General features: G+C 74.1%; 22 protein-coding genes and 1 pseudogene. 12 read left to right on the forward strand and 11 right to left on the reverse strand.

Annotated features, from left to right (window positions below; translation table 11 throughout):
- Nucleotides 1-17: 17 nt before the first annotated feature.
- Together LGQ04_RS04580 and lhgD are read left to right on the forward strand one after the other, a co-directional pair.
- Nucleotides 18-692: a pentapeptide repeat-containing protein gene (locus LGQ04_RS04580; protein WP_229242522.1), complete on the forward strand. Its 675-nt coding sequence runs from the start codon at nt 18-20 to the stop codon at nt 690-692.
- Nucleotides 689-1,894, forward strand: coding sequence for an L-2-hydroxyglutarate dehydrogenase (gene lhgD, locus LGQ04_RS04585; RefSeq protein WP_229242523.1), 1,206 nt, complete (start codon nt 689-691; stop codon nt 1,892-1,894). The genes LGQ04_RS04580 and lhgD overlap by 4 nt, the downstream gene beginning before the upstream one ends.
- A 138-nt stretch (nt 1,895-2,032) precedes the next feature.
- On the opposite strand, the gene LGQ04_RS04590 is transcribed toward lhgD, so the two are convergent.
- Nucleotides 2,033-2,176, reverse strand: a complete 144-nt coding sequence (locus LGQ04_RS04590) for a hypothetical protein (RefSeq protein WP_229242524.1) — start codon at nt 2,174-2,176, stop codon at nt 2,033-2,035.
- 64 nt (nt 2,177-2,240) lie between these two features.
- Nucleotides 2,241-2,414, reverse strand: coding sequence for a hypothetical protein (locus LGQ04_RS04595; protein ID WP_229242525.1), 174 nt, complete (start codon nt 2,412-2,414; stop codon nt 2,241-2,243).
- A 154-nt stretch (nt 2,415-2,568) separates the two neighbouring features.
- Here LGQ04_RS04595 and LGQ04_RS17960 point away from each other — a divergent pair, with 154 nt between their 5' ends.
- Nucleotides 2,569-2,874: a MafI2 family immunity protein gene (locus LGQ04_RS17960; protein ID WP_504748049.1), complete on the forward strand. Its 306-nt coding sequence runs from the start codon at nt 2,569-2,571 to the stop codon at nt 2,872-2,874.
- Here the strand turns inward: LGQ04_RS17960 and LGQ04_RS04600 are convergent.
- The 4 genes and pseudogenes from LGQ04_RS04600 to LGQ04_RS04615 all read right to left on the reverse strand — a co-directional run.
- Nucleotides 2,802-3,140, reverse strand: a pseudogene (locus LGQ04_RS04600) (ATP dependent DNA ligase); the annotation flags it as partial. The gene LGQ04_RS17960 and the pseudogene LGQ04_RS04600 sit on opposite strands and share 73 nt — an antisense overlap.
- A gap of 268 nt (nt 3,141-3,408) precedes the next feature.
- Entirely contained in the window at nt 3,409-5,076 is a 1,668-nt protein-coding gene (locus tag LGQ04_RS04605; RefSeq protein WP_229242526.1) for an ATP-dependent DNA ligase, read from the reverse strand.
- Between the two features lie 51 nt (nt 5,077-5,127).
- Nucleotides 5,128-5,772, reverse strand: a complete 645-nt coding sequence (locus tag LGQ04_RS04610; RefSeq protein ID WP_229242527.1) for a PAS and ANTAR domain-containing protein — start codon at nt 5,770-5,772, stop codon at nt 5,128-5,130.
- A gap of 104 nt (nt 5,773-5,876) precedes the next feature.
- The gene (locus LGQ04_RS04615; protein WP_229242528.1) at nt 5,877-6,602 is read right to left on the reverse strand and encodes a GAF and ANTAR domain-containing protein; all 726 of its coding nucleotides are present in this window, start codon (nt 6,600-6,602) and stop codon (nt 5,877-5,879) included.
- A 159-nt stretch (nt 6,603-6,761) separates the two neighbouring features.
- Here LGQ04_RS04615 and LGQ04_RS04620 point away from each other — a divergent pair, with 159 nt between their 5' ends.
- The 4 genes from LGQ04_RS04620 to LGQ04_RS04635 are packed head-to-tail and all read left to right on the forward strand — an operon-like array spanning nt 6,762 to nt 9,287.
- Nucleotides 6,762-7,268, forward strand: a complete 507-nt coding sequence (locus LGQ04_RS04620) for a hypothetical protein (RefSeq protein WP_229242529.1) — start codon at nt 6,762-6,764, stop codon at nt 7,266-7,268.
- Nucleotides 7,265-8,494 (forward strand): NRAMP family divalent metal transporter, encoded by a 1,230-nt coding sequence (locus LGQ04_RS04625; protein ID WP_229242530.1) that lies wholly within the window; start codon nt 7,265-7,267, stop codon nt 8,492-8,494. Before LGQ04_RS04620 ends, LGQ04_RS04625 begins: the two co-directional genes overlap by 4 nt.
- Entirely contained in the window at nt 8,491-8,868 is a 378-nt protein-coding gene (locus tag LGQ04_RS04630) for a hypothetical protein (RefSeq protein WP_229242531.1), read from the forward strand. Before LGQ04_RS04625 ends, LGQ04_RS04630 begins: the two co-directional genes overlap by 4 nt.
- Nucleotides 8,865-9,287: a PRC-barrel domain containing protein gene (locus LGQ04_RS04635; RefSeq protein ID WP_229242532.1), complete on the forward strand. Its 423-nt coding sequence runs from the start codon at nt 8,865-8,867 to the stop codon at nt 9,285-9,287. The genes LGQ04_RS04630 and LGQ04_RS04635 overlap by 4 nt, the downstream gene beginning before the upstream one ends.
- Nucleotides 9,288-9,306: 19 nt before the next feature.
- Here the strand turns inward: LGQ04_RS04635 and LGQ04_RS04640 are convergent, their stop codons facing one another.
- Nucleotides 9,307-9,822 carry a DUF421 domain-containing protein gene (locus LGQ04_RS04640; RefSeq protein WP_229242533.1) on the reverse strand — a complete coding sequence of 172 codons (516 nt, stop codon included), beginning with the start codon at nt 9,820-9,822 and terminating at the stop codon, nt 9,307-9,309.
- A gap of 158 nt (nt 9,823-9,980) precedes the next feature.
- On the opposite strand from LGQ04_RS04640, the gene LGQ04_RS04645 reads away from it, so the two are divergent.
- A complete protein-coding gene (locus LGQ04_RS04645; RefSeq protein WP_229242534.1) occupies nt 9,981-10,565 on the forward strand; it encodes a DUF305 domain-containing protein in 585 nt (194 codons plus the stop codon).
- A gap of 67 nt (nt 10,566-10,632) precedes the next feature.
- Here LGQ04_RS04645 and LGQ04_RS17640 read toward each other — a convergent pair whose 3' ends face one another.
- The 3 genes from LGQ04_RS17640 to LGQ04_RS04660 form a co-directional block, all read right to left on the reverse strand.
- Nucleotides 10,633-12,351, reverse strand: coding sequence for a PP2C family protein-serine/threonine phosphatase (locus LGQ04_RS17640; RefSeq protein WP_229242535.1), 1,719 nt, complete (start codon nt 12,349-12,351; stop codon nt 10,633-10,635).
- A gap of 65 nt (nt 12,352-12,416) precedes the next feature.
- Nucleotides 12,417-12,932: a hypothetical protein gene (locus LGQ04_RS04655; protein WP_229242536.1), complete on the reverse strand. Its 516-nt coding sequence runs from the start codon at nt 12,930-12,932 to the stop codon at nt 12,417-12,419.
- Nucleotides 12,929-14,134: a zinc-dependent alcohol dehydrogenase gene (locus LGQ04_RS04660; protein ID WP_229242537.1), complete on the reverse strand. Its 1,206-nt coding sequence runs from the start codon at nt 14,132-14,134 to the stop codon at nt 12,929-12,931. The genes LGQ04_RS04655 and LGQ04_RS04660 overlap by 4 nt, the downstream gene beginning before the upstream one ends.
- Nucleotides 14,135-14,318: 184 nt before the next feature.
- Here LGQ04_RS04660 and LGQ04_RS04665 point away from each other — a divergent pair, with 184 nt between their 5' ends.
- Both LGQ04_RS04665 and LGQ04_RS04670 read left to right on the forward strand, forming a co-directional pair.
- A complete protein-coding gene (locus LGQ04_RS04665) occupies nt 14,319-14,921 on the forward strand; it encodes a flavodoxin family protein (RefSeq protein ID WP_229242538.1) in 603 nt (200 codons plus the stop codon).
- A 178-nt stretch (nt 14,922-15,099) separates the two neighbouring features.
- A complete protein-coding gene (locus LGQ04_RS04670; RefSeq protein ID WP_229242539.1) occupies nt 15,100-15,903 on the forward strand; it encodes a hypothetical protein in 804 nt (267 codons plus the stop codon).
- 7 nt (nt 15,904-15,910) lie between these two features.
- On the opposite strand, the gene LGQ04_RS04675 is transcribed toward LGQ04_RS04670, so the two are convergent.
- Nucleotides 15,911-16,393: a glutathione peroxidase gene (locus tag LGQ04_RS04675; RefSeq protein ID WP_229242540.1), complete on the reverse strand. Its 483-nt coding sequence runs from the start codon at nt 16,391-16,393 to the stop codon at nt 15,911-15,913.
- Nucleotides 16,394-16,484: 91 nt separating this feature from the next.
- On the opposite strand from LGQ04_RS04675, the gene LGQ04_RS04680 reads away from it, so the two are divergent.
- Both LGQ04_RS04680 and LGQ04_RS04685 read left to right on the forward strand, forming a co-directional pair.
- On the forward strand, nt 16,485-17,282 hold the full coding sequence (locus LGQ04_RS04680; RefSeq protein WP_229242541.1) for an SDR family NAD(P)-dependent oxidoreductase: 798 nt from the start codon (nt 16,485-16,487) through the stop codon (nt 17,280-17,282).
- 1 nt (nt 17,283) lies between these two features.
- Nucleotides 17,284-18,012 (forward strand): DNA alkylation repair protein, encoded by a 729-nt coding sequence (locus LGQ04_RS04685; RefSeq protein WP_229242542.1) that lies wholly within the window; start codon nt 17,284-17,286, stop codon nt 18,010-18,012.
- Nucleotides 18,013-18,042 lie beyond the last annotated feature (30 nt).

Below are 18,042 nucleotides of genomic sequence, written 5' to 3' on the forward strand. Positions count from 1 at the left end.
TGCAGCATCATCGGACCATGCCGACGAAGCCCACGACCGAGCCGCCCGTGCTCGACCCGGTCGTCCTCGCGTCCGGTCTCACCGTGGGGGACCGGTACGACCTGGAGGACGACGCCGACCTGGAGGGGTTCGCGTTCGCCGACCTCGACCTCGACGTGCTCGCCCTGCGCGACGCGAGCGTGCTCGGGTCGCGGTTCGACGCGGTCCGTGCCGACGAGGCGGAGCTGCGCGGCGTCACCCTCACCGAGGTGGTCCTGGACCGTCTCGACGTCCCGGTGCTGCGGGGGGTGCGGGGCCGGTGGCGCGACGTCGAGGTGCGCGGTGCGCGGCTGGGCTCGGCGGAGGTCTACGAGTCGACGTGGGACGGCGTGCACCTCGTGGGGTGCAAGCTCGGGTACGTGAACCTGCGCGGCGCGTCGCTCCAGGACGTCGCGTTCACCGACTGCACCATCGACGAGCTCGACCTCGTGCAGGCGCGGGCGACGCGTGTCGCGTTCGCGGGGACGCGGGTGCGGCGCCTCGACGTGCAGGCGTCGACCCTCGCGCACGTGGACCTGCGCGGCGCGGACCTCGACGACCTCGCCGGCGTCGGCTCCCTGCGCGGCGCGACGATCGGCCCGGAGCAGCTCGCCCGCCTCGCCGGTCTGCTCGCGGACGACCTCGGCATCGTCGTCGCGGAGGGCACGGCATGAGCGGCCTCGGGACGGTCGGGGTGGTCGGGGGCGGCATCGTCGGTCTCGCCGTGGCGCGGGAGGTGGTCCGACGGCGCCCGGGGACGCGCGTCGTCGTCGTCGAGAAGGAGGACCGCCTCGGCGCCCATCAGACGGGGCACAACTCCGGGGTCGTGCACGCCGGGATCTACTACCGGCCCGGCAGCCTCAAGGCGACGCTGTGCACGCGCGGCCGTGCCCTGCTGCGCGACTACGCGGCCGAGCACGGCGTCCCGTACGACGAGTGCGGCAAGCTCGTCGTCGCGGTCGACCCGGACGAGACCGACCGCTTCGACGCCCTGGAGCGCACGGCCCGCGAGAACGGCGTGCCCGGCCTGCGGCGGCTCGACGGCGACGCGATCCGAGAGGTGGAGCCGCACGCCGTCGGCATCGCGGCCCTGCACTCGCCGCGCACCGCCATCACCGACTACGTCGCCGTGTGCCGCGCCCTCGGTGCGGAGGTCGAGGCGGCCGGCGGCGAGGTGCTGCTCTCCACCCCCGTCACCGCCGTCGGGCGCGTCGGCGGGAGGGTGGAGGTGCGCAGCGGCGACCGGACCGTCGCCCGGGTGGACGAGCTCGTGCTGTGCGGCGGCCTCCAGTCCGACCGGCTCGGCGCGCTCGTCGGTGGTGCGCCGTCGCCGCGCATCGTGCCGTTCCGCGGCGAGTACATGACCGTGCGCCCCGACAAGCGCGAGCTCGTGCGCGGCATGGTGTACCCCGTCCCGGACCCGCGCTACCCGTTCCTCGGCGTCCACTTCACCCGGCGCGTCGGCGGCGGGCTGGAGGTCGGACCCAACGCCGTGCTCTCCCTCGACCGTGAGGGGTACGGCCGCTTCGCGGTCTCGCCGCGCGACGTCGCCCGCACCGCCGCCTGGCCCGGCGCGTGGCACATGGCCCGCGCCCACTGGCGCACGGGGGCGCGCGAGCTCCTCGGCTCCCTGTCCGTCCGGGCCTACATGCGCGCCGCCCAGCGGTACGTCCCGGAGATCGGGCCCGCCGACGTCCGACGCGCGGGCGTCGGCATCCGCGCGCAGGCCGTCGAGCGCGACGGGACCCTCGTCGACGACTTCCGCATCGACCGCGCGCACGGCGTGACGAGCGTGCGCAACGCGCCCTCGCCCGCCGCGACGTCGAGCCTCGCCATCGCCGAGCACGTCGTGGACCGCATCCTCGACGACCTCTGACGGCGACGTCGCCGCAGGAGCGCGTCAGGCGGTGACGACGGCGATCACGAGCAGCGTCGCGACGATCACGCCCGCGCACACGGTCAGACCCAGGATGAGCTGACGGTTCCTCCCCATGCGCCCAGCCTCTCGCGTGCCTCAGCCCGCCGCGAGCGCACGGACCGTCGCGATCGTGTCGGCCTCTGCGGCGGACTTGTCGTCCCGGTAGCGGACGACGCGGGCGAAGCGCAGCGCCAGCCCGCCGGGGTAGCGGAAGATCGCGACAGACTCGTTGGCTGACATGTCGTCGCAATGGCCGACGACTCTGGCGAACCGTGATGTGCCTTCCTTCCGGTACCGGGGGCGATCACGAGTTTCCAATCAAGCGCGAGCGCAGCGTGACGATGGTGTCGGCCTCGTCGGCGCGCATGTCGCCTCGGTAGCGCACCATGCGAGGTAAGCGGAGCGAGATGCCTCTCGGGAATCTGCTCGACCGCAGCGAGCCGTCGAAGGCGATCTCGACCACCTGCTCGGGCCGCACCTGCACGACGTACGACGACCCGTCCGCGCGGGGGGGGGCGACGCCAGCTCGGTGAACCGCTCGGACTGCCACGCCAGCATGGGGTCGGTCATGCCCTAGACATCTTGCAGGCAACCGATGACATACGACCGCAATCGGTGGATAGGGTCTCGCTGTGACGCACGCCGACGCGCACTTCTCGATCACGAGGTCGCTGTGGGATCGGCTGTTTCCTGACATCCGTGGAGTCGCGTACCTGCTCGGCGAGTCGACGCTGACGACCCGGTTCATGCTCGCGAACGAACCGGATGAGATGAGCCTGGACCTGATCTCCTGTGCCGAAGCCGAGTGCATCGCAGACTTCTGGCAAACGCATCAGGTGTCGTACGTCGTGGAACACCTGCCGTCTCACCTTCCGCGGGTACTTCGTCCAGGCGAGCGGTGGGTGATCATGCGCCGTGAGCCACCACTCTCTGTGTAGGCGGACCCTGGAGCGCTGAACGAGCGGTCCGTCGCGATCGTGTCGGCCTCGGCGGCGGACTTGTCGTCCCGATAGTGGACGACGCGGGCGAAGCGCAGTGCCAGCCCGCCGGGGTAGCGGGTGGAGCGCTGCAGCCCGTCGAACGCGATCTCCACGACCTGCTCGGGGCGCACGTGCACCACGTGCCCCTCGCGGTGCGTCTCGAGCTGCTGGAAGCGCTCCGTCTGCCAGGCGAGCATCTCGTCGGTTATTCCCTTGAACGTCTTCCGGGGAACGAAATCACGAAGGCGGCCTGGTTGCTTCTACGAGTTCGTCCCAGAGTCCAGTGCCGCCGTTGGCTTGACTGTAGGAACCGAAGTCGACGAACGCCGCGGAACCAATGACTGCCCCGTCGGACCACAAAGCCTCGCACTCGTCACACACCTGCACAAGTTCGTTCGTGGAGCGGAGGCGATACGTCGATACGTCGCCCTGACCACACCGAGGGCAGGTGCGGACGAACTCTTCAGCGGACCTGGGCATGGGCGGATCGTTTCACGATCCGGAACCACCGAGATGCGACCTGACCGTATCGATCGTGTCGGCCTCGGCGGCGGGCTTGTCGTCGCGGTAGCGCAGCACCCGGGCGAAGCGCAGCGCCAGCCCGCCGGGGTAGCGGGTGGAGCGCTGCAGCCCGTCGAACGCGATCTCCACGACCTGCTCGGGGCGCACGTGCACCACGTGCCCCTCGCGGTGCGTCTCGAGCTGCTGGAAGCGCTCCGTCTGCCAGGCGAGCATCTCGTCGGTCATGCCCTTGAACGTCTTGCCGAGCATGACGAACCCGCCGTCGGGGTCGCGTGCGCCGAGCCAGATGTTCGACAGCCACCCGCTGCGCCGCCCGGACCCCTGCTCGACGGCGAGGACGACGAGGTCGAGGGTGTGGCGGGGCTTGACCTTGACCCAGCCGGCGCCGCGGCGGCCCGCGGCGTAGGGGGCGTCGAGGGCTTTCACGACGACGCCCTCCTGCCCGTCGGCGACGGCGCGCTCGAAGAACGCCGACGCCTCCGCGGGGTCGGCGGTGGCGAGGCGCCGCACGAGGTGGGGCCCGGCGACGGCGTCGAGCACGGCGAGGCGTTCGCGCAGCGGCTCGTCGAGGAGGTCCCGGCCGTCGGCGTGGAGCACGTCGAAGAAGAACGGGGTGAGGCGCAGCGCGGCGGCGAGCTCGGCCTCCGCCGCCGGGGAGCGCTCCCCGGAGTCGCGGGTGGCTGAACGGGCGGCGGTCTCCTGGAAGGGCCGGGGCACGCCGTCGTCGTCGACGACGAGCGCCTCGCCGTCGAGCACGAGCCGCTGCGCCGGCAGCGCCCGCACGGCCTCGACGATCTCGGGGACGCGACCGGTGATGTCGTCGAGGGAGCGCGTGTAGACCCGCACGTCGTCGCCGTCGCGGTGGACCTGCACGCGGATGCCGTCGAGCTTGGCGTCGACGGTCACGGGCAGCACGTCGTCGTACCCCGGGACGGCGTCGTCCGCGGAATCGTCCACCGGTGCACCCGCGACCCGGAGCTTGGCGAACGCCTCGGCGACGTCGGGCGCGGACTGCGCGAGCATGGGGCGCACAGGGCGCCCGACCTCCAGGCGGAACGCGGCGAGGGCGGACCGGGCGGCGTCGGGCCCGGGTGCCGCCAGGGCGGCGCGCGCGACGGGCCCGGTCGCGCCGCGGAGCATGACCGCCCGGCGCACGGTCTCCGCGTCGACGCCGGCCGCCTCGGCGGTGGCGTCGAGCACGACGGCGTCGAGCGCGCCCTGCCGCAGCTCCCCGGACACCAGCCCGGCCAGCAGCGCCTGCTCCCGGGCCGTGGCGGCACCGAAGAGGGCCGCCGCCTCGGCCTGACGTGCCGTCGCCGACCCCGGCCCGGACAGGCCCGCCATGCGTTCGAACGCGTCGTCGACCGCCGCGAGGGTCAGGGACGGCGTCCCGGCCGGTGCGGGCAGGTCGCGCAGCGACCGCCACCCGAGGCCCGTGCGACGCTGCCGGAGCTCGCCCGCGAGGTAGGAGACGGTGACCTCGATCTCGTCGAGCGCGGGGCCGAGGGCGTGCGTCGGCCCGTGCAGCGCCTCCGTCGCGGCACGGCGCAGCAGGTCGGCGATCGCGGCGCGCTTGGCGAGCCGGGAACGGGTGGCGGCGACGGCGTCGGACGTGGCGGCGACCTCGGCGAGCAGCATGCTCCATCCTCACGCCGACCCCCGGTGCGCCGCGCGCCCAGCGGGCGGACGTCAGCGGCGGCGCGCCCCCAGCAGGGGGTCGAGGGCCGCGCGGGCCCGCGGCCCGCCGCTCCCGGCCGCCTCGACGACACGGTCCGCGAGGTCGCGCAGCCGCAGGTTGCGGTTGTTCGACACGGCGCGCAGCAGCCGGAACGCGTCGTCCGTGCTCATCCCGTACACGGCGGCCAGCACGCCCTTCGCCTGCTCGATGACGCCGCGGCTCGCGGCCGCCGCCGCGATCTGCTCCGACGCGCGCTCGTCGCTGCGCTCCACGACCGCCGCGGTGATGTCGACGAAGTACCCCTCGACGGCGGCGAGCTCGCCCGTCGCCTCGTCCGGGACGCCCTGGCCGATGATCGTCAGCGTGCGCTCGCGCCCGCGCGCGTCCGTGATGCGGTGGACGCTCGTGAACGGCGCACCCGTCCGCAGGCCGGAGTCGAGGATGCGGCGCACGCGCTCACGGTCGTCGGGGTGCTTGTGCGCGAGGACCAGCTCGGTCGTCGGGACGACCTCGCCCGGCGCGAAGCCGTGGATGAGGTAGGCCTCGTCCGACCACCACCACGCGCCCGTGCGCAGGTCGACGCGGTACTGCCCGGTGAGCTGGTGCGTGCCGAGCGCGAGGGCGCGCTCGACTGCGGTGTGGTCGACAGCAGGCATGGGTCGTTGCCTCCGTGCTTCGGGCGGGGGAGTGAGCCGTGGCCTGACTCGACCCGCTCACCGTAACCCCGCCACGCCCGGACGGCGCGCCGAGCGGGCGGACGTCAGTGATGGTCGCGGCGCACGCGGCCCAGCGGCGGGGAGTCGTCGGCGCGGGAGAAGTCGTACCGGCGCTCCACGACCGACGTCGCGAGCTCGGCGAGGGTCGTCGAGTCGGCGAAGGCGTGCGCGCGCAGGAGCGCGAGCGCGTCGTCGGGGGACACGCCGAGCTGGGCGACGACCATCCCCGTCGCCTGGTGCACCGTCGCGCGCGGACGCCACGAGCTCGCCGCCCCGGCGACGGTCACCGTGTCGTGCAGGAGCGCGGCACCCACGGCGTCCGCGAGGATCCGACGCTCGTCGTCGGCCAGGGCGAGGGGGACGTCGTCCGCCTGGTGCACGGTGAGGACGCCCACGGACCCCGGCGAGGGCAGCAGCGGCCACGAGTACAACGTCGTCGGCCCCGCCACGCCCCGGGCCTGGTGGACGAACTCCGCGAGACCGCCGTCCGCGTCGTCGGAGAGGCGGAGCACGACGCCCGCTCCCGTCCGCGCGGCCTCCTGCCCGGGGCCCTCGCCGAGGACGTCCTCCAGGTCCTCCAGCGTCCCGGCGAGCTCGTCCGACGCGCAGACGGTCCAGCGTGCCGACTCGTCCGGCGCGAGCGTGATCGCACCGCCGCGCGCTCCGAGGATCTCCACGCACGCCCGGCACAGCCGCAGCGCGGGAGGCTCCGCGGACTCCGCGCCCGCCATGCTCGCCGCCAGTCGTGACAGGACCCCAGCCCGGTCCATCGTGCGCCACCCCCTCCTTCGCTCCGTGGCTGCCCGATCACCCTCGCAGCGCGACGCGACGCTCGCACCGTGGCGCGCGGGTGAAGTACGTCCCGTGTCCGACGGCGCGGCGCCGGTCGCGACGTGCGGGGACCGCGGGCCCGCGCGATGATCGCGACCGTGGCAGCAGCAGCACGTCACGAGGGCGTCGTCGCCGCGTGGGCGACGCTCCTGCTCGTCGGCGCGTCCCTCACCGGGTGCACGGTGGCGAGCCGTCAGGAGCCCGGGCAGGCGACCGCGGCGGTCCGCGACGCCCTCGCGGAGGCGGGCTCGGCGGCCGCGACCACCACCCTGACGGTCGAGCTCCTCGACGCGGGACGCCTCACCGCACCCGTGGCCGACGCCGCGATCCGCGACCAGGTCGGCGTCCTGGAGGAGGCCTCCACCGCCCTGACCACCCTCGTCCCGCCCGACGACGTGTCCTCCGCCCAACGGGGCGCCGGCCTCGACGCGGTCGCGGGCGTCACGGCCGAGGTCGTCGCGGCCCGCGCCTGGGTCGCGCGCACCGCGGGCGGCGACCTCGGCGACGCGGGCGACGTCGCGGCGTCGGGCGACGAGGTCGTGGCCGACCTCGCGGCGGCCGCGGACGAGCTCGACCGCGTGCTGTCCCTGGCGGGTGGCGCGTGAAGCGGCTCCTCGGCGCGGCGCTCGGCATCCTCACCGCCATCGGCGGGTTCGTCGACATCGGCGACCTCGTGACGAACGCCGTCGTCGGGTCGCGGTTCGGGCTCTCGCTCGTGTGGGTCGTCGTCGTGGGCGTGGTCGGCATCTGCCTCTTCGCGAGCATGTCCGGTCGCGTCGCCGCGGTGAGCGGCCGTGCGACGTTCGAGATCGTCCGCGAGCGCCTCGGGCCCCGCGCGGCCGGGGCGAACCTCGCGGCGTCGTTCGCGATCAACCTCCTGACGCTCACCGCGGAGATCGGGGGCATCGCGCTCGCGCTGCATCTCGCGAGCAGCGTCGAGCCGCGCCTGTGGATGCCGGTCGCGGCGCTCGCGGTGTGGCTCGTGCTGTGGCGCGTGAAGTTCGACGTCATGGAGAACGTCGCCGGTCTCCTCGGGCTGCTGCTGGTCGGGTTCGCCGTGGCCCTGTTCCTGCTGGGGCCGGACTGGGGCGAGCTCGTGCGGCAGGCGGTGCCGCCGTCGCCTCCCGCGACGGAGCACGCGCCGACGTACTGGTACTACGCGGTCGCGCTGTTCGGTGCCGCGATGACGCCCTACGAGGTGTTCTTCTTCTCCTCGGGCGCGGTCGAGGAGGGGTGGACGGCGAAGGACCTGGCGCAGAACCGGGTCAACGTGCTCGTCGGGTTCCCGCTCGGAGGGTTGCTCTCGGTCGCGATCGCGGCGTGCGCGGCCGTCGTGCTGCTGCCGGCGGGCATCGAGGTGTCGTCGCTCTCGCAGATCGTGCTGCCCGTGGCGCAGGCGGGGGGCACGCTGCTGCTGGCGGTGGTGATCGTCGGGATCGTGGCCGCGACGTTCGGCGCAGCCCTGGAGACGGCGCTGTCCAGCGGGTACACGCTCGCGCAGTACCTCGGCTGGTCGTGGGGGAAGTTCCGGCGTCCCGCCCGGGCGGCCCGCTTCCACCTGACGATGATGATCGCCCTGCTCCTCGCCGTCGGGGTGCTCATGACGAGCGTCGACCCGATCCGGGTCACCGAGATGTCCGTCGTGTTCTCCGCGGTCGCGCTGCCCCTGACGTACGTCCCGATCCTCCTCGTCGCCAACGACCCGGAGTACATGGGCGAGCACGTCAACGGGCGCGTGGTCAACGCGCTCGGCACGGTGTACCTCGTGGTGGTGGTCGTCGCGGCGCTCGCGGCGATCCCTCTGATGATCGCGACGGGAGCGGGCTCGTGAGCAGGACCAGGATCGTCGACGCCCGGCTGCACCTGCTCAGCCGGCAGGTGCTCGACGTCGACGGCGAACCGGTCACCACCCTCGACGACCTCGAGCTCGTCGGGGCCGACGGCGGGGCCGTGGTGCCCGGTCAGGAGGCGAGGGTCCGCGCGATCGTGGCGTGGCCCGTCCTCGTGACGAGGGTCCTCGGTGGGCACCCGCCGGCGTCACGCCGTGCCGAGATCGCGTGGTCCGACGTCGGTCACGTCGGCACGGCGGTCGAGCTCACCGTCCGCGCGGACGATCTCGACGTCTCCTGGGCGGAACGCTGGGTCCGCGACCACGTGGTCCGGCGCATCCCGGGCGGCACGCACGACCCGGAGGGGGACGCGTGATCCTCTCCGACCTGCTCGACTCGCCCGTCCGAGGGCCCGACGGCGCCCCGCTGGGCTTCGTCGTGGACGTGCGCCTCGCGCTCGAGCTGCTCGACGAGGAGCCCGACGGGGAAGGCGGCGGCGACGGGGGGAATCGGGACGCCGGGCCCGCGGAGCCGCCGCTGCGCGAGAGCGTCGGCCGGCGCGACGCCGTCGGCGACGCGCACGTCGTCGGGATCCTCGTGAGCCCCCGCACCGGGACGTCGTTCCTCGGGTACGAGCGCACCGGTGTCCGTGCGCCGTGGCCGGTCCCGCAGCTGGTGCGCCGCCTGCACCGGGGCACGTTCCTGGTCCGGTGGGAGGACGTGGCCGCGGTGGGGCCCGACGGCGTGCGCCTGGCGGACGGCTACGCGGAGCACGACCCCGCGCTCCACCGCTGAGGACGCGAGGTCCCGGAGCTCAGTCGTCGCCCTCCACGGCGTCACGCAGCGCGGAGCCGTCGCCGACCTGGTCCCGCGGCACGACCGACAGGGTGCCGTCGCTCTCCAGGACGACGGCCGCCACGAGGTCGAGGCCTCCGACGCCGCTGCTGCGCGCCGCCTGCCGCACCTCGGAGGCGGTCACCCGGTTGCGCCGCAGGGCGTCGTCGAGGAGGCGCCCGTCGCGCAGCAGCACCGAGGGCCGTGCCGTGACGACCGACCGTCCGCGCGCGAACCGCGTCGACGTCCACGACACCGCGACCTGCAGCAGCACGAGCGTGAGGACGGCGGTGGCGCCCTCCGTCCACGACACGTCCGAGGTGAGCAGGATGGTGGCCAGCACCGAGCCGAGCGCCACGGTGACGACGAGGTCGAACGCGTTGAGCTTGGCGAGCGTGCGCTTGCCCGTCAGGCGCAGCACGAGGACGAGCCACACGTAGCCCGCCGTCCCCACCAGGACCACCCTCGCGACCTGCGACCACGCGTCGAACCACACGATGGGCCTCCCTCTCTCTCGGCGTTCTCGGGCCGCGCGGCGGCCGTCGTCCGGACGAGCCCACGGTGCGTCACCGCGGCACCGCACGCCATGCGGGGCGACGGCACCGGTGCCTACGGTCGCGACGACGACGGAGCAGGTCGACGAAGGGGAGGACCATGACGACGCAGCAGGGCACGAGCCACGGCTCCGGTGCGGGCGACCACGGCGGTGAGAGCCCGTGGCGTACCTACGGGCGGTTCGCGGCGATGATCGCGACCTCCACGGTCGTGATGTTCGGCCTCACGTACACGAACGTGTTCGCGCTCGACCACGTCCGCTTCAGCGAGGAGCGCGTCTACATGGCGGTGCTCATGGGAGCGGCGATGACGATCGTCATGCTGGGGTTCATGTGGGGGCGCATGTACCGCGACGTGCGGGTCAACGTCGCGATCGTCCTCGTCGCGCTCCTGGTCGGCGCCGGCGCTCTCGCGTTGTCGCGCTCGCAGGCGCTCGTCGACGACCGCGCCTACATGAAAGGGATGATCCCGCACCACTCCATCGCGATCCTCACGAGCGAGCGCGCCGACATCGACGACGTGCGCGTCCGTCGGCTCGCCGACGAGATCATCGAGGCGCAGCGGCGTGAGATCGCGGAGATGGAGTGGCTGATCTCCGACATCGCGGAGAACGGTGAGGTGACCTCGCCGTCCGAGGCGGCGCAGCGACCGGTTCCGGACGTCGGGCCCGGGGGCGCGCCCTGAGCCTCCGGTGCGCGTCGTCGACCACGGCTGCTGGCCGACGACGCCCTCGACGTCGAAAGGTCACGGTCTACAACCCGCCATGTGGCACGCCCGGTGGCGGGCCGGCTGACACGCGGAGGGCGACGACCGCGACGTCGTCCTCGCGCCCGGCGGGCTGCAGCGTGTCGAGGAGCGCCCTGGCGAAGTGGTCGAGGTCGTCCGGGGGCGCGCCGGTGACGGTGCGGACCAGCTCGTCCAGGCGCTCGCGCAGCCCGACGTCGCGGCGTTCCACGAGGCCGTCGGTGTACAGGAGCACGGTGTCGCCGTAGTGGAGCGTCAGCGCGTGCTCGGTGCGCGGCAGGTCGGGCACCAGTCCCAGCGGGAGGTCGGAGCGTCGCCACACGAGCTCCGCGGTGCCGTCCGCGCGCAGCAGGAGCGGCGGCAGGTGGCCGGCGCTCGACCACCGCAGGGTGCGCGCGCCGCCCGGGTCCTGCGCGGGGTCCACGCGGGCGGCGACGACGGTCGCCGTGGCGGACTCGCCCAGCGCCAGGCCGCGCACCGCGTCGTCGGTCCGTGCGAGGACGTCGGCGGGGGCCCCGCCCGTGTCGTAGCCGATCGCCCGCACGAGGCCGCGCACCTGCATCATCGCGGCCGCCGCGGGGAGGTCGTGCCCGACGACGTCGCCGACCACGAGCATCGTCGCCCCGTCCCGGGTGAGGAACGCGTCGTACCAGTCGCCGCCGATGGCCCGCTCGTCCGAGGCGGGCCGGTAGAGCACCGCGATCTCCAGGCCCTCCGGCTGCGGGGGCGCGGCGAGGGCGGCGTTCTGCAGCGCGAGCGACGTCTCCCGGGCCCGTACCGTCTCCTCCTCGGAGCGTTCGGCGCGCCGCCGCAGGCTGTCGAGCGCGCGCCGCTGCGTGAGGGCGCCCCGCAGGCCGGAGCTGATCGTGGAGCACACGACCGACAGGAACTGGACGTACTCCCGGTCCATGGGCTGGCTCGGGTTCGCCTCCAGCACGAGCACCCCGGCGGCCCCGTCGCCCTCCGCGCCGCGCAGGGGCGCCACCGCCGTGGTCCCGTCGACGACGAACTGCCGGTGCCGCAGGGCGTCGTCGAGCAGGGCGCGTTCCGCGACCGACGACCGCGGGGGTGCGCTCTCGGCGACGAGCTCCACGTTGCCGTGCTCGGCGCCGTAGAAGGCGGCCCGCGAGATGTCGCTGCTGGCCGCGAGCGCGCTCATCACGGAGCCGGCGAAGGCGCCGATGTCGTCGTAGGTCGTGGGGACCGCGACGTGCAGGCCGTCGAGCGCGGCGAGACGACGTCGCGTCCGCACCTGCACCGTCGTCTCCGTCGCGATGTCGAGCACGCCGGCGACGGTGCCGTCGTCGTCGAGGAGCGGGCTGTAGGAGAACGTGAACATCGTCTCCTCGACGAACCCGGACCGGTTCATGTGCAGGACCATGTCCTCGGTCCAGGTGGGCAGCCCGGTCCGCAGCACGCTGTCGAAGAGCGGGCCGACGTCGTCCCAGATCTCCCCCCACACCACGCGGGCGGGCGCTCCCAGGGCGGCGGGGTGCTTGAGGGTGCCGAGCATGTCGCGGTACCCGTCGTTGTAGATCAGGGTGAGGTCGGGGCCCCACACGAGCATCACCGGGAACCGCGTGGAGAAGCAGAGTCGCACGACGTGGCGCAGCGCCGTCGACCAGCCGCTCGGCGGGCCGAGCGGCGTCGACTCCCAGTCGACGTCCCGGGCCTCTCGCCCGACGGCGCTGGGCTCGGTCGCGTCCGTGAACCACGTGCTCTCCACAGAGTCACGGTACGGCGGGTCCTCGCCGCGGGCAGCGGCGTACGCCTGCGGACCTCCGGCCATCCTCAGCGCTCGGGGCGCGTCAGCGCCGCGACGCGCAGCCGTTCGAGGAGCGCGGTCAGGGCCTCGACCTGCTCCTGGGCCTGCCCCTCCAGGGTGGCGACGTGGTCGCGGTCGACGCGCACGTCGTCGGGCAGCTGCAAGAGGGTGCGCCACCCGCTGAGCTTGCCCATGACGGCGCCGCGCAGGATCTCGACCTCGAGCAGAGCGGACAGGGGCGACGCGTGCACGACCCGCCCGTTGGGCTTGAGGCGCCCGACGCGCTCCGCGACCGTGGCGAGGACCACCTTGTACCGGCTCACGTGGAAGCCGAGGTCGCGGGTCGTGTCGAGGAGGAACTCGCGCTCCTCGCGCAGCTGGTCCTCCATCGGCCCGACGACGTCGCCCACGAACGTGCCCCGGTACGCCCGCGCCATGCGCTCGACACGGCTCAGGCCCACCGTGGCACCCGCGACGTGGTCGTCGAGGTACGTCTCCAGCAGGTCGCGGTCGGTGGTCCGGCCCGTCGCGCTGCCGGTCACGGGCGTTCCCTCGCCCACGGGTCGAGCACGACCTTGATGCACCCGTCCTCCTTGCGCTGGAACGTGCGGTAGGCCTCGGGCGCCTGCTCGAGCGGGACGCGGTGGGTGCGCAGGTCGAGCACGCCGAGCGGGTCGGCGTCGTCCTGCACGAGGGGCAGGATGTCGTCCGTCCAGCGGCGCACGTTGGCCTGGCCCATCCGGAGCGTCACCTGCTTGTCGAAGAGCTGCATCATCGGCAGCGGGTCCTTCGCGCCGCCGTACACCCCGCTGATCGACACGGTGCCGCCCCGCCGGACGACGTCGAACGCGGTGTACAGGGCGGCGAGCCGGTCGGTGCCGACCTTCTCGGTGAGGGGTGCGGCGAGGGCGTCGGGCATCGTCCCGACGACCTTCTGCGTCGCCTCGGCCACGGGCGAGCCGTGCGCCTCCATGCCAACGGCGTCGATCACCGCGTCCGGCCCGCGCCCGCCCGTCACGTCGCGCAGCGCGGTGACGAGGTCGTCGACGGCCCCCGGGTCGACGGTGCGCACCCCGTGGCGGTCCGCCATCGCCCGGCGCTCGGGGACGGCGTCGACCCCGACGACCAGTCCTGCGCCGCGGTGGCGCGCGATCCGTGCGGCCATCTGGCCGATCGGCCCGAGCCCGAGGACGACGACGCTGCCGCCCTCGGGCACGGCCGCGTACTCGACGGCCTGCCACGCGGTGGGCAGGACGTCCGAGAGGTAGAGGTACCGCTCGTCGGGCGTGCCGTCGTCGGGCACGACGACGGGCCCGTAGTGGGCCTGCGGCACGCGCAGGTACTGCGCCTGCCCGCCGGGCACCTGCCCGTACAGGCGCGTGTACCCGAAGAGGGCGGCGCCCTTGTCCTGGGGCCGCACCTGCGTCGTCTCGCACTGCGTCTGCAGCCCGCGCACGCACATCCAGCAGCGACCGCAGGAGATGGTGAAGGGGACGACGACGCGGTCCCCGACGCGCAGGTCGCCCGCCGCCGACCCGACCTCCTCGACGACGCCCATCGCCTCGTGGCCCAGCACGTCCCCGGCGTCGAGGAACATGCCGAGCACGCCATACAGGTGCAGGTCCGACCCGCAGATCGCGGTCGACGTCACCCGGACGACCGCGTCCGTGGGCTCCTCGACGCGTGGGTCGGGCACGTCCTCGACGCTCACGTTCTCGCGTCCCTGCCAGGTGAGTGCTCGCATGGCGTTCCCTCCGTCTCGTCCCTGCCGGCCCCGGGTCGCGGGGCGGGACCGGCGTCCGTCAGTCGAGCACCGGGCCGACGCGCTCGCACCCCAGGGCCGGGGCAGCGCGCCGACCGACGACGGGACCCGGCCCCGAGTGGTGAGTGCGCGGGGTCCGCCTAGCGTCGTGGTGAGGAGGTGCGCGATGAGAGCCCTGTTCGTGAGCTGCACGCTGAAGAGGTCGCCCGAGCCGTCCAACACGGAGACGTTGGGGCGGGTCGTCGCCGAGGCGCTGCAGGACCGCGGCGTCACGGTGGAGCACGTCCGCCTGGTCGACCTCGACGTCCCGCCCGGGGTCGTGACGGACTTCGGCGACGGCGACGAGTGGCCGAGCGTCCACGCCCGGCTCCTCGAGTCGGAGATCCTCGTGGTCCTCACCCCGACGTGGGTGGGGCGGCCGTCGTCCGTCGCGCAGCGCATGCTCGAGCGGATGGACGCGATGCTGTCGGAGCAGGACGACGAGGGCCGGCCGGTCGCGTACGGCCGGGTCGCGGGCGTCGTGGTGACGGGCAACGAGGACGGTGCCCACCACGTGATCTCCGAGATCTCCGGGGCGCTCGGCGACATCGGCTACACGGTCCCGGGGCAGGCGTGGACGTACTGGAACCAGGGTCCGGGCCCCGGGCCGGACTACGTCCAGACCGGTCACGGGCACGAGTGGGCGCAGAGCACCGGGCGCCTCATGGCCCACAACCTGCACGCCGTGGCGACGGCGCTCGCCGAGCACCCGATCCCGCCGCAGGACTGAGGTACAGATCACCCGACGCAGAACTGGACGGCCGTCCAGTTCGCGTTCTACCGTGGGACCACGACGACCAGGGCCCCGCAGCCCGGTCGTTCACGGTGCCCTCGTCGATACCCCCTGCCGACGAGGGCACCGGCATGTCCGGGCACGGGCGACGAGGACGCACCGCTACCCTGCGCCTGTGGCAGACGACCCGACGAACCTCCCCGGGCCGGACCGGTGGCTCGACCGGGGACGCGCCGTGCGAGCGAGGGTGGAGACGTCGGCGCGCGACGTCGCGCGGAGACTTCTTGCCCCCGGAGGGCCGCTCGGTCCGCAGGCTCCCCCGAGCGGCGTCCCGGCCCGCGTGTCCGACCGCCCCTCCCTGCGGAAGGACGAGGTGCTGAGCGCGCTCCCCGTCGGCGTCGAGCTCGGCCTCACCCCCGCCCGCGGGGACGTCGACGCGCTCGGGTGGGCCGGAGAGGTGTTCACGGCGGACGGGCCGCACCGACCGCTCCTCCACCGGCTTCCCGAACGGCCCGCGACGAGATCCGAGAAGGCCTGGGGTCTCGTCGACCTCGTGCTGTCGGACGTCCACGGCGGCCACGTCGAGCCGCGTGGCGTCGAGCTGGTCGCCCCGGACGGTCGGATGCTCCTGCGGATCACGGACGAACCGGCCGGGGTTCGCCCGACGGGGCCGCAACGGCGCGTCGAGCTGCCCGACGGCGTACCCGTCGCGACGTTCGGCTTCCGGCGGGTCGCAGGCCGCAGGGTCGTGGAGGTCCTCCCGGTGGGTGCACACCACGACGCCCCGCTGACGTGTCACAAGGTCACCGACCACGCCTCGGGCTGGACCGTCATCCGGCAGGTGCGCCGCGGGGACACGGTCCTCGCCGAGCTCCTCCGCGACGCGACCACCCGCCGTCTCCGGGTCGACCGTGTCGACCGGGACGACCTCCCGCTCGTGTGGGCCGGCCTGCTGTGGTGGTGGGGCGCCGAGATCTGAGGCGTCGTCAGCGCGGCAGGTTCGCCTCGACGAGCGTGACGACCGCCGGGTCGTCCGGCTCGGTACGCGGCCGGAAGCGGTGCACCTCGCCGCCGGGCAGCACGACGAACTTCTCGAAGTTCCACGTCACGCGCCCCGCCTTGCCGTCCGCGTCCGGCGTCTTCTTCAGCTCTGTGTAGAGCGGGTGCTCGTGACGGCCGTTGACGCGCACGCGGTCGACCACGGGGAACGTGACGCCGTACGTCAGGGAGCAGAACTCCTGGATCGCCTCGTTGCTGCCGAGCTCCTGGAGGAACTGGTTGCTCGGGAACCCGATCACCTGGAAGCCACGCTCGCCGTACTCCTTCTGCATCCGCTCGAGCGTCGCGTACTGCGGGGCGAGCCCGCACCGCGACGCCACGTTGACCACCATGACGACGTCGTCGCGGTGCTCGCCGAGGGTGCGGGTGGAGCCGTCCATGGCCTGGAACGGGATGTCGTAGAGGGTCATGCCTCCCATCCTGCCGTGCCCGCACGCCCCCGCACCGCGTACGGTCGGAGCAGCGGGCGACGGTGCCCGGCAGGTCGGCGAAGGGGTCGGGATGCGGATCGACGGCACGGTGGCGCTCGTCACGGGAGGGGCCTCGGGCCTGGGCCGGGCCACGGCCGAGGACCTGGTCGCGGCAGGGGCGCGGGTCGTCGTCGCGGACCTGGGGTCGTCCGACGGCGCGGAGGTCGCCCGGGCGCTCGGCGACGCCGCCCGCTTCGTCCCCACGGACGTCACCGACGAGGACGACGTCGCACGCGCCCTCGACGTCGCGGACGACCTCGGCGGTGCGCGGATCGTCGTCACGTGCGCGGGGGTCGTGCACGCGCAGCGCGTGCTCGGCAGGAACGGCGTGCACGACCTCGCCGCGTTCCGGCGCGTGCTCGACGTCAACGTCGCCGGGACGTTCAACGTGGTCCGCCTCGCCGCCGAGCGCATGCTCGCGCTCGACCTCCTGCCCGACCCGGCCGCGGGCGAGGGCGACGACGTGCCGGGGGAGGAGCGCGGCGTCGTCGTGCAGACCGCGTCCGTCGCGGCGTACGACGGCCAGGTGGGCCAGGCCGCCTACGCCGCGTCCAAGGCCGCCGTCGCGGGCCTCACGCTGCCGCTCGCGCGCGACCTCGCCCACCACCGCGTCCGCGTCATGACGATCGCGCCCGGGACGTTCCGCACGCCCATGATGGCGTCGCTGCCCGACGACGCGCAGGCGTCCCTCGCCGCGCAGGTGCCCCACCCGAGCCGCCTCGGACGGCCGGACGAGTTCGCGCGGCTCGTGCGGGCGGTCGTCGAGAACCCCATGCTCAACGGCGAGGTGATCCGCCTCGACGGCGCCATCCGGATGGCCCCGCGCTGACATGGCCGCCGCGAACGGACCCCAGCCGGCCGACGCCCCGCCGCCCACCGCGGCCGCGTTCCGCACCGACCTGCTCGCGCTCGCGACGCGCGAGCAGAGGACGCGGTACACGCGCTTCTTCCCCGGCGACGACTCGTTCGTCGGTGTGCGCATGGGCGACGTCTTCGCGCTCGCGAAACGGTCCCTCGCGATGCCGGTCGGCGAGATCGAGCTGCTCCTGGAGGACCGCGTGCACGAGGTGCGCGCCGGCGCGTGCTCGATCATGGGCAAGGCCGCGACCGCGCGCCGCGTCGAGACCGCCCGGCACGCCGAGCTCGTCGACCTGCTGCTGCGCCGCCACGACCGCGTCGACGCGTGGGACCTCGTCGACCTCACCGCGCACCAGGTGCTCGGCACGTGGCTGCTCGACCGCCCGCGCGACGTCCTCGACGAGCTCGCGCGCGCCCCGGACTGGCCACGGCGCCGCGCCGCGGTCGTCGCCACCGCGGCGTTCCTGCGCAAGGGACAGGTGGACGACACGCTGCGCCTCGCCGAGGTCCTGCGCGACGACCCGGAGCCGTTCGTCCAGAAGGGCGTCGGCTGGATGCTGCGGGTCGTCGGCGACGTCGAGCCCGAGCGGTTCACGGCGTTCCTCGACGAGCACGCCGCCGCGATGCCGCGCGCGACCCTGCGCGCGGCGGTGGAGAAGCTGCCCGCGGCCGAGCGCAGGGCCTGGGCGGAGCGGACGTGACGACCGTGGTGCGATGCTGGCGGCGTGCAG

Origin of the sequence: Cellulosimicrobium marinum, assembly GCF_020551945.1 — a bacterium.
GTDB lineage: Bacteria > Actinomycetota > Actinomycetes > Actinomycetales > Cellulomonadaceae > Cellulosimicrobium > Cellulosimicrobium marinum.

Excerpts from the sequence above, each read along its gene's own strand:
- LGQ04_RS04675 (WP_229242540.1), bottom strand. The coding sequence starts at position 16,393 with ATGACCCTCTACGACATCCCGTTCCAGGCCATGGACGGCTCCACCCGC.
- LGQ04_RS04665 (WP_229242538.1), top strand. The coding sequence starts at position 14,319 with ATGAGAGCCCTGTTCGTGAGCTGCACGCTGAAGAGGTCGCCCGAGCCG.
- LGQ04_RS04610 (WP_229242527.1), bottom strand. The coding sequence starts at position 5,772 with ATGCCTGCTGTCGACCACACCGCAGTCGAGCGCGCCCTCGCGCTCGGC.
- LGQ04_RS04590 (WP_229242524.1), bottom strand. The coding sequence starts at position 2,176 with ATGTCAGCCAACGAGTCTGTCGCGATCTTCCGCTACCCCGGCGGGCTG.
- LGQ04_RS04685 (WP_229242542.1), top strand. The coding sequence starts at position 17,284 with ATGGCCGCCGCGAACGGACCCCAGCCGGCCGACGCCCCGCCGCCCACC.
- LGQ04_RS04580 (WP_229242522.1), top strand. The coding sequence starts at position 18 with ATGCCGACGAAGCCCACGACCGAGCCGCCCGTGCTCGACCCGGTCGTC.
- LGQ04_RS04645 (WP_229242534.1), top strand. The coding sequence starts at position 9,981 with ATGACGACGCAGCAGGGCACGAGCCACGGCTCCGGTGCGGGCGACCAC.
- LGQ04_RS04680 (WP_229242541.1), top strand. The coding sequence starts at position 16,485 with ATGCGGATCGACGGCACGGTGGCGCTCGTCACGGGAGGGGCCTCGGGC.
- LGQ04_RS04615 (WP_229242528.1), bottom strand. The coding sequence starts at position 6,602 with ATGGACCGGGCTGGGGTCCTGTCACGACTGGCGGCGAGCATGGCGGGC.
- lhgD (WP_229242523.1), top strand. The coding sequence starts at position 689 with ATGAGCGGCCTCGGGACGGTCGGGGTGGTCGGGGGCGGCATCGTCGGT.
- LGQ04_RS04605 (WP_229242526.1), bottom strand. The coding sequence starts at position 5,076 with ATGCTGCTCGCCGAGGTCGCCGCCACGTCCGACGCCGTCGCCGCCACC.
- LGQ04_RS04660 (WP_229242537.1), bottom strand. The coding sequence starts at position 14,134 with ATGCGAGCACTCACCTGGCAGGGACGCGAGAACGTGAGCGTCGAGGAC.